Origin of the sequence: Thalassovita sp. (assembly GCF_963691685.1) — a bacterium.
In the GTDB taxonomy this organism is placed as follows: domain Bacteria; phylum Pseudomonadota; class Alphaproteobacteria; order Rhodobacterales; family Rhodobacteraceae; genus Thalassobius.
On the sequence record NZ_OY829290.1, the window covers coordinates 4,564,155 to 4,576,157 of the forward strand.

General features: G+C 60.6%; 9 protein-coding genes. 4 read left to right on the forward strand and 5 right to left on the reverse strand.

Translation table 11 applies throughout. The features are described from left to right. The first annotated feature begins 8 nt into the window (after positions 1-8). On the forward strand, positions 9-2,495 hold the full coding sequence (infB, locus tag ACORLH_RS22270) for a translation initiation factor IF-2 (protein ID WP_321830508.1): 2,487 nt from the start codon (positions 9-11) through the stop codon (positions 2,493-2,495). A gap of 100 nt (positions 2,496-2,595) precedes the next feature. On the opposite strand, the gene ACORLH_RS22275 is transcribed toward infB, so the two are convergent. From ACORLH_RS22275 to ACORLH_RS22290, 4 genes are all read right to left on the reverse strand, one after another. Next, positions 2,596-2,733, reverse strand: a complete 138-nt coding sequence (locus ACORLH_RS22275; protein ID WP_165590034.1) for a hypothetical protein — start codon at positions 2,731-2,733, stop codon at positions 2,596-2,598. A gap of 168 nt (positions 2,734-2,901) precedes the next feature. Then, the gene (gene mutT / locus ACORLH_RS22280) at positions 2,902-3,300 is read right to left on the reverse strand and encodes an 8-oxo-dGTP diphosphatase MutT (protein WP_058242632.1); all 399 of its coding nucleotides are present in this window, start codon (positions 3,298-3,300) and stop codon (positions 2,902-2,904) included. A gap of 78 nt (positions 3,301-3,378) precedes the next feature. Then, positions 3,379-4,605: a bifunctional glutamate N-acetyltransferase/amino-acid acetyltransferase ArgJ gene (gene argJ / locus ACORLH_RS22285; protein WP_321830510.1), complete on the reverse strand. Its 1,227-nt coding sequence runs from the start codon at positions 4,603-4,605 to the stop codon at positions 3,379-3,381. 3 nt (positions 4,606-4,608) lie between these two features. Then, a complete protein-coding gene (locus tag ACORLH_RS22290; RefSeq protein WP_321830511.1) occupies positions 4,609-5,469 on the reverse strand; it encodes a peptidylprolyl isomerase in 861 nt (286 codons plus the stop codon). 177 nt (positions 5,470-5,646) lie between these two features. On the opposite strand from ACORLH_RS22290, the gene secA reads away from it, so the two are divergent. The 3 genes from secA (at position 5,647) to ACORLH_RS22305 (ending at position 11,074) form a co-directional block, all read left to right on the forward strand. Continuing rightward, a complete protein-coding gene (gene secA, locus ACORLH_RS22295; protein WP_321830512.1) occupies positions 5,647-8,358 on the forward strand; it encodes a preprotein translocase subunit SecA in 2,712 nt (903 codons plus the stop codon). A 128-nt stretch (positions 8,359-8,486) separates the two neighbouring features. Further along, positions 8,487-9,482 carry a hypothetical protein gene (locus tag ACORLH_RS22300; protein WP_321830513.1) on the forward strand — a complete coding sequence of 332 codons (996 nt, stop codon included), beginning with the start codon at positions 8,487-8,489 and terminating at the stop codon, positions 9,480-9,482. 32 nt (positions 9,483-9,514) lie between these two features. Then, positions 9,515-11,074: a phosphate ABC transporter substrate-binding/OmpA family protein gene (locus ACORLH_RS22305; RefSeq protein WP_321830514.1), complete on the forward strand. Its 1,560-nt coding sequence runs from the start codon at positions 9,515-9,517 to the stop codon at positions 11,072-11,074. A gap of 4 nt (positions 11,075-11,078) precedes the next feature. Here ACORLH_RS22305 and radC read toward each other — a convergent pair whose 3' ends face one another. Then, a complete protein-coding gene (gene radC, locus ACORLH_RS22310) occupies positions 11,079-11,840 on the reverse strand; it encodes a RadC family protein (RefSeq protein WP_321830515.1) in 762 nt (253 codons plus the stop codon). Positions 11,841-12,003: the final 163 nt, after the last annotated feature.

The window sequence follows — 12,003 nt, forward strand, 5'->3', positions numbered from 1 at the left end:
AGAGCCAGATGAGCGAGAACGACGGTAAAAAGACTTTGGGAGTTCGTGGCGGCCCGCGCGCCGGTAATGTGAAGCAGAGCTTCAGCCATGGCCGTACCAAAAACGTCGTGGTGGAAACCAAGCGCAAGCGCGTTGTGGTTCCCAAGCCCGGCGCCGCCAAACCCGGTGGTGGCCGCCCCGGCCAGGCTGGGGGCGATCCCTCGAAACGTCCGGCGGGTATCTCCGACGCGGAAATGGAGCGCCGTATGCGCGCGCTGCAGGCGGCCAAAGCCCGTGAGGTAGAGGAAGCTGCAAAACGCGAAGCCGAAGAAAAGGCCCGCGAAGAAGAGCGCCGCCGCCGCCGCGAAGAAGCGGAAGCCAAAGAACGCGAAGAGCGTGAGCGCGAAGCTGCTCTGAAGGCCAAGGCCGAAGAGGAAGCGCGCAAGAAGAAAGAGGCCGAAGAGGCCGCCAAGCGTGCTGCTGCTGAAGCGGCTCAGCCCAAGAAAGAGACCGCCGCACCTGCGCGCAATCTCAAGGCTGCGCCGTCGCCCGCAACGCCCGAGCGCAAGAAAGAGCGTGATGATCGTGGTCGCGGCAAAGGCCGTGGTGACAACCGTCGTTCCGGTAAGCTGACCGTCAACCAGGCCCTGACCGGTGGCGAAGGCGGCCGTCAGAAGTCGATGGCTGCGATGAAGCGTAAGCAGGAACGTGCCCGCCAGAAGGCAATGGGTGCACCGGTTGAGCGTGAAAAGGTTGTGCGTGACGTGCAGGTGCCCGAGGCCATCGTGGTTTCGGAACTGGCGAACCGTATGGCCGAACGTGTGGCTGATGTTGTGAAATCGCTCATGAAAATGGGCATGATGGTCACGCAGAACCAGACGATTGACGCCGACACTGCAGAACTGATCGTCGAAGAGTTCGGCCACAACATCCAGCGTGTTTCGGATGCTGACGTTGAAGACGTGCTGCAGCAGGTTGAAGAGAGCGATGATGATCTGAAGCCGCGTCCGCCGGTTGTGACCATCATGGGCCACGTTGACCACGGTAAAACCTCGCTTCTGGATGCGATCCGTAATGCCAAGGTTGTGTCCGGCGAAGCCGGCGGCATCACCCAGCACATCGGTGCGTATCAGGTGACCACTGACAACGGCGCGGTTCTGTCGTTCCTGGATACGCCGGGCCACGCGGCCTTCACCTCGATGCGCTCACGCGGTGCTCAGGTGACGGACATCGTGGTTCTGGTTGTGGCGGCCGATGATTCGGTCATGCCGCAGACCATCGAAGCGATCAACCACGCCAAAGCGGCCGAAGTGCCGATGATCGTGGCGATCAACAAGATCGACCGTCCGGCCGCCGATCCGCAGAAAGTGCGGGCTGAACTGCTGCAACACGAAGTGATCGTTGAAGAAATGTCCGGTGACGTGCAGGACGTTGAGGTGTCGGCCATCACCGGTCAGGGCCTTGATGAACTGCTGGACGCCATCGCGCTGCAGGCTGAGATCCTGGAACTGAAAGCCAACCCCGACCGCGCCGCCGAAGGTGCCGTGATCGAGGCGCAGCTGGATGTTGGCCGCGGTCCGGTTGCCACCGTTTTGGTGCAGAAGGGTACGCTGAAGCAGGGCGATATCTTCGTTGTGGGTGAGCAGTACGGTAAGGTCCGTGCGCTGGTCGACGACAAAGGCGCCCGCGTCAAAGAAGCTGGCCCCTCGGTGCCGGTTGAGGTGCTGGGCCTGAACGGGACCCCCGAAGCCGGTGACGTTCTGAACGTTGTTGAAACCGAAGCTCAGGCGCGTGAGATTGCGGAATACCGCCACAACGCCGCCAAAGAGAAACGTGCCGCCGCTGGCGCTGCTGCAACGCTGGAACAGCTGATGCAGAAAGCCAAAGAAGATGAGAACGTGCAGGAACTGCCGATCCTCGTCAAAGCGGACGTTCAGGGTTCGGCCGAAGCCATCGTTCAGGCGATGGAAAAGATCGGCAACGAAGAGGTGCGCGTGCGCGTTCTGCACTACGGTGTGGGTGCGATCACCGAAACCGATGTTGGTCTGGCAGAAGCCTCGGGCGCGCCGATCATGGGCTTTAACGTCCGTGCCAACGCTTCGGCCCGCAACACCGCCAACCAAAAGGGTGTGGAGATCCGCTACTACTCGGTGATCTATGACCTGGTGGATGACGTGAAAGCGGCGGCCTCGGGTCTGCTGTCGGCCGAGATCCGCGAAAACTTCATCGGTTACGCGCAGATCAAAGAGGTCTTCAAGGTTACCGGTGTTGGCAAGGTTGCCGGCTGTCTGGTCACCGAAGGTGTGGCCCGTCGTTCCGCAGGCGTCCGTCTGCTGCGCGACAACGTGGTGATCCACGAGGGCACGCTGAAGACGCTGAAGCGCTTCAAGGACGAAGTCAAAGAAGTGCTGTCCGGTCAGGAATGCGGCATGGCGTTTGAGAACTACGATGATATCCGCCCGGATGACGTCATCGAGATCTTTGAGCGTGAAGAGATTGAGCGCAAGCTGGACTAACAGTTTGCCTCACGGCCCGGATGGGTGACGAAAAGAAAAGGGAAAGCCGGTTGGCTTTCCCTTTTTTCGTTTCATGGATGTTGGTGCAGCGCGTGTGGCGTTAAGCAGCGTGTGACTTGACAGGTGTGCCTGCGAACAGGCGGTTGCCAACGCGCACCATCATCTTTCCGCCGGGCAAATGCTTGACGAAGCAGCCCTGCACGGAAACGTATTTTCCGATTACGATTGTTTTAATCATGTCTCAAATCCCCACCAAAGACCGCACAAAAATACACGAAATGTGCTTAAAAAATAGGGGAAATGATAACATTGACCTGCGGCCTATACCGATGGGGTACAGGCCATAGGCGACGTCAGGTTGACGTGAACGTAAATTATTTAGTGGTCGCAGGGACTTGGGCGGATCTTACAGCCAGTCGCGCAGGATCGGGATCAGCGGGATATCTGCCGGCGGCATCGGGTAATCGCGCAGATCTGTGGGCCGGACCCACTTCAGTACCTGCCCTTCACGCGGCTGCGGGATGCCCTCCCACTTGCGGCAGGCAAAGAGCGGCATCAGCAGGTGGAACTTCTCGTAGGAGTGGCTGGCAAAGGTCAGCGGCGCCAGGCAGCTTTCCCAGGTGTCGATGCCCAACTCTTCCTGCAATTCGCGGATCAGCGCGTGTTCCGGGGTTTCGCCCGGCTCAACCTTGCCGCCGGGAAATTCCCAGAGGCCAGCCATGGATTTGCCTTCGGGCCGTTGGGCCAGCAGGATCCGCCCCTCTTTGTCGATCAGCGCCACGGCTGAGACCAGTACGGTGTTCACCGGCGCAGGTGTTGGCGCAGGTGTTTGGGCAGCGGCTTGATCAGACATGAGGGGCGGTTCCTTGGTGTTTTGACGCCCTTACGAGCGGTAGTCAGCGTTGATGGTGATATAGCCGTGGGTCAGGTCACAGGTCCATGCGGTAGATGCGCCGTCCCCCAGTCCCAGATCCACCGCGATGACCAGATCCTGCGCCTTCATATAGGCGGCACCGGCCTCTTCGGTGTAGCTTTCAGCCACCCAGCCCTTTTCCGCAACCAGAATGTCACCGAACCGGATGGTCAACAGATCGCGGTCGGCAGCGGCACCGGATTTCCCGATCGCCATGACAACCCGGCCCCAGTTGGGATCTTCGCCCGCGACGGCGGTCTTGATCAGCGGTGAGTTGGCAATTGCCATTGCATGGGTGCGGGCATCCGCATCCGTGGCTGCGCCGGTCACCTGAACCTCAACAAACTTGGTGGCGCCTTCGCCATCACGCACCACCTGATGGGCCAGATCCAGCATCACCTGATGCAGCGCCTCGGCAAAGGCGGCATTGCCATCGACATTGACGCCTGAGGCCCCGGTGGCCGCCAACAGCAGCGTGTCCGAGGTGGAGGTGTCACTGTCCACGGTGATGTTGTTGAAGGTCTTATCGGTGTGACCGCTCAGCAGGGCCTGCAGCGCCGGACGCGACGCCTGCGCATCGGTGAAGATATAGACCAGCATCGTGGCCATATCAGGGGCCACCATGCCGGATCCTTTGGCAATGCCGGCGATGGTCACCGGGGTGCCGTCAATCTCAACCGTGGTGGTTGAGCCTTTGGCAAAGGTGTCGGTGGTCATGATCGCCTGGGCGGCAGCCTCCAGCGCGCCAGCCTCTTGGGTGGCAGCCAGTTCGGCGATCTTGCCGGTGATGCGGTCATGCGGCAGGCGTTCGCCAATCACCCCGGTGGAGGAGGTGAACACGCGGTCCTCAGGCAGGCCGGTTTCAGCCGCCACTGCGGCGCAGATCGCCGCGACGGAGCCTTCGCCCGCCTTGCCCGTGAAGGCGTTGGAATTGCCTGAATTGACGATGATCGCCGCGCCAGCGTCACTGTCAGCGCCGATTTTGGCCTGACAGTCCAACACATTGGCCGACCGCGTGGCGGAGCGGGTGAAAACGCCCGCCATTGTGGTGCCGGGCTGCAGAAGCGCCAGCATAACATCGGTACGGCCCTGATATTTCACACCCGCTGCGGTGGCGGCAAAAGTTGCCCCCGCCACAACCGGCAGTTCCGGGAAGCTGGCAGGGGCCAGCGGTGAGACCGGGATCGTTCCAGCCATGGATTATTCCGCCTCAAACGACAGGGTGTTCAGGATCGCAGGGTCCAGACCATCGGCCACGCCACGCTCAACCGCCGCAGCGGCCGTCAGCTCGGCGATCTTGGCTTCTACCGCTTCCTGCTGCACCTGACCGGCCAGTTCGCCAGCAACCTCTTCAAAGGTGGGGGCGGCAACATCACGGGTTTCGTTCAGCTTGATGACATGCCAGCCGAACTGAGTTTGAACCGGATCGGAAATGGCCCCAACCTCCAGCGCGAAAGTGGCTTCTTCGAAGGGGGGCACCATCATGCCGGTGCCAAACCAACCCAGCGAACCACCGTTGGGGCCGGACGGGCCGGTGGAGTTTGCCTTGGCCAGTTCCGCGAAATCGGCGCCACTACGGGCTTCAGCCACCAGTTCATTCGCTTTCTCTTCGGTTTCCACCAGAATGTGGGCGGCGTTGTATTCTTTGGTCGGCTCAACGTTGCTGTAGGCCGCGTCATAGGCGGCGCGCAGGGCCTCTTCGGTGGTTGCGCTGTCGACCACACCTTCGAGGGTGATGTTGGCCATCAGGGCGCGCTGCTGGTTTTCAACAGCAATCGCCACGGCTTTCGGTTCGTCACCCGCGGCTTCGGCCAGCACGGTCTGCTGGATCAGCTGGTCTAGAATGCCGGGGAACAGGGTTTCTGCGGGCAGCTGCTGATATTGCGCGGGCAGGGCGTCCCGGGTGGCCAGCATGTGGCCCAGGGTGATCTCCACACCATTCACCGTGGCAACCACGGTATCGATGCCCGGGGCCTCTTCCGCCTGAGCCGGCATCATCAAAGTGAGCGAAAGCGCGGCGGCTGACAGGAAAGTGAGGCGTTTTGACACGAGATTTGCCATGGGAATGGTCCTTTGGAGGCGCGCAATTGGTGCGCAACGTTGACACTGCACCAGCCGCCCCTTACATCGCTTTGAGGCCATTAAATTGCTGGGTTTCGCAATTGTTTTATGCGTTGCAAGAAGAACCGGCAAGCAAATGCCACACACGTTATAGTCAACGACCGGATCGGAAAGAAAATGTTGGGTTTCGGAACGCTTACCAAGAAGATCTTCGGCACGCCGAATGACCGCAAGATCAAGGCAACCCGCCCATTGGTGGAGCAGATCAATGCGCTGGAACCCGAGTTTGAAAAACTGTCTGACGAGGGGCTGATCGAAAAGACGGCCGAGTTCAAACAGCGTGTCGAAGCCGGCGAAGATCTGGACAAGCTGCTGCCCGAAGCCTTTGCCAACTGTCGCGAAGCGGCCAAGCGGTCGCTGGGCCTGCGGGCGTTTGACACCCAGCTGATGGGCGGCATCTTCCTGCACCAGGGCAACATTTCCGAAATGAAAACCGGTGAGGGTAAAACCCTCGTCGCGACCTTCCCGGCCTATCTGAACGCACTGACCGGTCGTGGCGTTCATATTGTGACCGTGAACGACTATCTGGCCAAACGTGACGCCGAATGGATGAGCAAGGTCTACGGTGCTCTGGGCATGACCACCGGTGTGGTCTACCCGCAGCAGCCCGACGATGAGAAGAAACAGGCCTACGCCTGTGACGTGACCTACGCCACCAACAACGAACTGGGCTTTGACTACCTGCGCGACAACATGAAGTCGGAACTGACTGACATGGCGCAGCGTGATCACTATTTCGCCGTTGTCGATGAAGTTGACTCGATCCTGATCGATGAGGCGCGGACGCCGCTGATCATCTCGGGCCCTGCCGAGGACCGGACCGAACTTTACGTCTCCATCGACCAGATTATCCCGCAGCTGCAGGACGACCACTATACGCTGGACGAAAAAACCAAGAACGTGTCCTTCACCGATGAGGGCAACGAATACTTGGAGCAACTGCTGCAGAAGGCGGAAATCCTGCCCGAAGAGCAGAGCCTTTATGACCCCGAAAGCACCACCATCGTGCACCATGTGAACCAGGGTCTGCGGGCGCATAAGCTGTTCACCAAAGACAAAGATTACATCGTGCGCGACGGCAATGTTGTGCTGATTGATGAATTCACCGGCCGTATGATGGCCGGGCGCCGTCTGTCCGAAGGTCTGCATCAGGCGATTGAAGCCAAAGAAGGCTGCCAGATTCAGCCCGAAAACGTGACGCTGGCGCAGGTGACCTTCCAGAACTACTTCCGCCTTTATGACAAGCTGGGCGGCATGACCGGCACCGCTGCAACCGAGGCCGAAGAATTTGCCGAGATTTACGGTCTGGGCGTGGTCGAGGTGCCTACCAACCGTCCGGTGGCCCGGAAAGACGAAGACGATCAGGTTTACCGCACCGCGCGCGAAAAATTCGACGCTGTGGTGAAATCGATCAAAGAGGCGCATGAGGCCGGTCAGCCGGTTCTGGTTGGCACCACCTCGATTGAGAAGTCCGAATTCCTCAGCCAGCTGCTGACCGCTGCGGATGTGCCGCACAATGTTCTGAACGCGCGTCAGCACGAACAGGAAGCGCAGATCGTTGCGGATGCCGGTAAGCTGGGTGCGGTGACCATCGCCACCAACATGGCGGGCCGCGGCACCGATATTAAGCTGGGCGGCAACGTCGAGTTCAAGATCATGGAAGCCATCGCTGCCAATCCCGAAGGCGATCACAGCGCCATTCGCCATCAGATCGAAGAATCGCATAAGACCGACGAACAGGCTGTCAAAGACGCCGGCGGTCTGTTTGTTCTGGCCACCGAACGCCACGAAAGCCGCCGCATCGATAACCAGCTGCGCGGCCGTTCGGGCCGTCAGGGTGATCCCGGTCGCTCGGTATTCTTCTTGTCGCTGGAAGATGATCTGATGCGCATCTTCGGCTCGGAACGCCTGGATGCCGTTCTGTCCAAACTGGGCATGAAAGAGGGCGAAGCGATTGTGCACCCCTGGGTCAACAAATCGCTGGAGCGGGCACAGGCCAAGGTCGAAGGCCGCAACTTCGACATTCGTAAACAGCTGCTGAAGTTCGATGACGTGATGAACGAGCAGCGGAAGGTGATCTTCAGCCAGCGCCGTGAAATCATGGAAGCTGAGGATCTGTCGGAAATCGCCAAGGATATGCGCGATCAGGTGATCGACGATCTGGTGGACCTGCACATCCCGCCGAAATCCTACGCCGACCAGTGGGATACCGAAGGGCTCTATGCTGCGGCGATTGAGAAGCTGAACCTTGATGTGCCTGTAATCACCTGGGGTGATGAAGAAGGCGTAGACGGGGACGTGATTGCCGAACGTATGGAAGAGGCCGCGGATAAGGCGATGGCCGAAAAAGCCGAAGCCTTTGGCCCGGAAAACATGCGCAATATCGAAAAGCAGATCCTGCTGCAGACTATCGACGCCAAGTGGCGCGAACATCTGCTGAAGCTTGAACACCTGCGGTCGGTTGTGGGTTTCCGTGGCTACGCGCAGCGCGACCCGCTGAACGAATATAAAACCGAGAGCTTCCAGCTGTTTGAATCGCTGCTGGATGGTCTGCGTGAAGATGTTTCGCAGAAGCTGGGCCAGGTGCGCCCGATGACCGAGGATGAGCAGCGCGCCATCATGGAACAGATGATGGCCCAGCAGGCGCAGATGCAGCAACAGGCGGCCGCCGCCGCTGCTGCCAGCGCACCTGCGGCGGCGCCTGCAGGTGAGCCGATCGAAGGCTTTGACGAAAACGATCCGTCGACCTGGGGCAATCCCAGCCGCAACGATCAGTGCCCCTGTGGTTCGGGCAAGAAGTTCAAGCACTGCCACGGTCGTCTGGCCTAACGGCACCTGACATTTCTAGATTTGGCGTAGGCGCGGGGTCCTCAAAGACTCCGCGCCTGCGCCCTTTTTCTGCCCCTTTTCAGCGATCAAATCAGCCTTGGGTACATCTATGACCGGAGGCCGTGACCATGGCTCTGACAAACCGATTTCTGATGGGATGCGCATCCCTTTCGATGGTTTTTGCCATTGGATTTGTGATGCAGAACGGGGCTGAGGTTCCGGGCAAACGCACGGCACAGTCCCCCCGTCTGGCCGCTGACGCACCTGTGGCTTCACAGGATGACCGGTTTGAACTGTCCGGGATCACCCTGACCGTTGGCAGCCCTGAAAGTGCACCGGATTTGCCTGCCTCAACCCTGGTTGAGGGCGATCTGGGCGAAGCGCCGGTTGAACGCCTGGCCGCCGCGCCGCAGCTGGATGGCCCGGGGTTTGAGGTGCCGGTGCTTGAAGTGCCGTCGCGTGCCTGTGATCCGGTGATGCAGCTCAGCCCGCAGCCCGGTGCGATGGTCCTGATTTCCATCGATGCGCCCTGTCTGCCGGGACAACGGGTGACCCTTCACCACAACGGGTTGATGTTCACCCATATCAGCGATGCGGAGGGCCAATTGGTTGTGACAGCCCCTGCATTGGCCGAATCTGCGGTGTTCATCGCGGATTTTAGCAATGGTGACGGCGCCGTGGGCCATATCATGGTTCCCGATATGCCGCTGTACCAGCGTGCAGCCGCGCAGTGGCGGGGCGATCTGGGGATCGAACTGCACGCCCGTGAATTTGGCGCCGGCTACGGCGATGCTGGCCACGTCTGGAGTGGGGCGCTTGATGCCACACAGGCCGCTGCCAGCCTTGTCCTGCTGGGAGACCGGTCGCTGCCCGAAAGCTACCGCGCGGAGGTCTATACCGTCGCGGCCGCAACAGCGCAGGGCGGCGACATCCAGTTGTCGATTGAGGCTGAGGTGACCGAGGTCAACTGCAACCGTGATATTCAGGCCGAAGCGATCCAATGGTCCCCGAGCGGCCGCTTGGATGTGCGCGAACTGTCGCTGGCGGTTCCGGGCTGTGAAACGGTTGGTGACTTTCTGTTGTTGAAAAACCTGCTACAAGACCTGAAAATCGCCGCCAAGTAAGCGGCGCAGATCAGATCGGGCAGGGCACAGCAATGATCATTTTGCGTGCGGCGACACTCGCCGCACTTTTTCTTGTCAGCATGACCGCTGGAGTATGGGCGCAGGATGTGACCCTGACCTCCACCGATGGCACGGTTGAAATCTCCGGCGACCTCCTGGGGTTTGATGGTGAGTTTTACCGGGTGCAGACCATCTATGGGGAGCTGACCGTCGATGGCTCCGGCGTGCTGTGTGAGGGGCCAGCTTGTCCGAATCTGGAAGATTACGTGGCCGAGCTGACCCTGGCCGGATCCGATACAATGGGCCGGGTGCTGATGCCCGCGCTGGTGCAGGCCTTTGCCGAACGCAGCGGCTACCGGGTGCGCCGGTCGCATCCTGAGGAGGGCCAGCTGCAGATGACCCTGAGTGAGCGGACAACAGGCCGGGTTGTGGGCATCCTGACGCTGAAACTCAGCAACACCGACGAAGGCTTTTTTGATCTGATGGCCAATGAGGCCGACATCGTCATGGCCCTGCGCGAAGTGCGGCCCGCGGAACAGACCCGTGCCAAAGAGGCCGGTCTGGGCGATCTGAGCGACCCGCGCCGGGGCCGGGTGCTGGCGCTGGATGCGCTGGTGCCTGTGGTGGCGCCGGACAATCCGCTGCTGAAAATCTCAACCCCAGATCTGGCCCGGGTGATTGCCGGTGAGATCAACAATTGGAACCAACTGGGCGGCCCTGACGCTCCGATCACCCTGCATCTGCGGCAGCAGGGATCGGGTCTGTGGCAGGTGGTGGAAGATCGCCTGCTGGCCCCTGCCGGTGTTGCCGTGGCAGAGGGTGCCCTGCGCTATGACAGTGATCTGGCCCTGTCTGAGGCGGTGCTGCGCGATCCCTTTGGTCTGGGTCTGACCAGCGTCAGCGGCCATGGCCAGACCAAACAGGTGGCGCTGAGCGGCGCCTGTGGCTTTAGCCTGAAGGCGGACCGGTTGAGCCTCAAGACCGAGGATTATCCGCTGTCCGCGCCGATGTTCCTGTACCTGCCTGCGCGCCGTTTGCCCAAGCTGGGGCGGGATTTTATCGCCTTCACCCGCTCGGACACGGCGCAGCTGGTCATTCGCCGCGCAGGGCTGACAGATCAGACGCCGGAAGAAATCGCCATCAATGCACAGGGCAACCGATTTGCCAATGCCATCGCGCAGGCCGGTGAGGAGATCGGTCTAGAGGCGCTGCAGGACATGGTGACGGTGCTGTCGGACAAGCGCCGCCTGTCGCTGTCCTTCCGGTTTGAGGCAGGATCGGCCCGGCTGGATGCGCAGTCACGTTCTAACGTGGAGCTGCTGGCGCAGGCCTTGGAATCCGGGCTCTATGACACCCGGGACATGGTTTTTGCCGGGTTCAGTGATGGCGATGGCGGGGCTGCGGCCAACCAGAGGATCGCGCAGAAACGGGCCGAGACGGTGCTGGCGGCAGTGCGCAAAGCGGCGGAAACCGCCAGTTTTGAACGTGTGACCCTCAGCGCCGAAGGGTTTGGCGAGGCGATGCCGATGGCCTGTGATGACAGCGCCTGGGGCCGTCAGGTGAACCGCCGGGTTGAGGTCTGGCTGCGCTGATCAGCTAAAGCAGACCCTCCGCCCGGAATGAGATTTCCCGCGATTTTCCGATGATCAGATGATCATGCAGCGTGACGCTCAGCGCCTCAGCCGCGCGATAGATCTGTTGTGTCATGCTGATGTCCGCCTCTGACGGGGTGGGATCACCTGAAGGGTGATTGTGCACCAGAATGAGGGCGGAGGCGTTAAGCTCCAGCGCCCGTTTCACCACGTCACGCGGGTAGACGGGGACGTGATCCACCGTGCCGCGGGCCTGCGCCTCATCCGCGATCAGGGTGTTTTTACGGTCCAGATACAGCACGCGAAACTGCTCAATATCCTTATGCGCCATCGCAGTGTGGCAATAATCCAGTAAGGCGTCCCAGCTGCTGACCACGGGGCGCTGCATCACCCGGGCGCGCGACAGGCGATGCGCCGCGGCCTCCACCAGTTTCAGCTCACAGATCACAGCATCGCCTACCCCTGAAACCTCCGCCAGGCGCGGGATCGGGGCGGAGAGGGTGCGGTTGAAGTCCCCAAAGGTGTCGAGCAGTAGTCGGGCCAAGGGTTTCACATCCTGGCGCGGGATGGCGCGGAACAGCACCAGTTCCAACAGTTCGTAATCCGGCAGAGCATCCGCGCCCCCTGTCAGAAACCTTTCGCGCAGCCGCTTGCGATGGTCGCGGATATAGCTGGGCAGTTTTGGGGTGGTCTTAGGTGGGCGAGACGCAGGGACAGGCGCCGCGTCATCAAACAGAGGCAACGGGGATTCGCGGAAATGGCTCATGACCTCAGCGTCGCACGGATTGGTTAGCAAAGGGTTAAGGGCGCTGCCCTCTGCGGTCAAATCTGCGATTTGCCCCCATTCACCCGGAGTATTTTGGGACCGTTGAAAAGCTGTGTTAAGTTCCGTGTTGCGTGAAATGGAGCGAGGGCCCGCGTGGTGAAAA

What these genes read in the sequence shown, in the direction of transcription:
- infB (WP_321830508.1), top strand. Translation starts at nt 9, where the DNA reads ATGAGCGAGAACGACGGTAAAAAGACTTTGGGAGTTCGTGGCGGCCCG.
- ACORLH_RS22275 (WP_165590034.1), bottom strand. Translation starts at nt 2,733, where the DNA reads ATGATTAAAACAATCGTAATCGGAAAATACGTTTCCGTGCAGGGCTGC.
- argJ (WP_321830510.1), bottom strand. Translation starts at nt 4,605, where the DNA reads ATGGCTGGAACGATCCCGGTCTCACCGCTGGCCCCTGCCAGCTTCCCG.
- ACORLH_RS22290 (WP_321830511.1), bottom strand. Translation starts at nt 5,469, where the DNA reads ATGGCAAATCTCGTGTCAAAACGCCTCACTTTCCTGTCAGCCGCCGCG.
- secA (WP_321830512.1), top strand. Translation starts at nt 5,647, where the DNA reads ATGTTGGGTTTCGGAACGCTTACCAAGAAGATCTTCGGCACGCCGAAT.
- ACORLH_RS22300 (WP_321830513.1), top strand. Translation starts at nt 8,487, where the DNA reads ATGGCTCTGACAAACCGATTTCTGATGGGATGCGCATCCCTTTCGATG.
- ACORLH_RS22305 (WP_321830514.1), top strand. Translation starts at nt 9,515, where the DNA reads ATGATCATTTTGCGTGCGGCGACACTCGCCGCACTTTTTCTTGTCAGC.
- radC (WP_321830515.1), bottom strand. Translation starts at nt 11,840, where the DNA reads ATGAGCCATTTCCGCGAATCCCCGTTGCCTCTGTTTGATGACGCGGCG.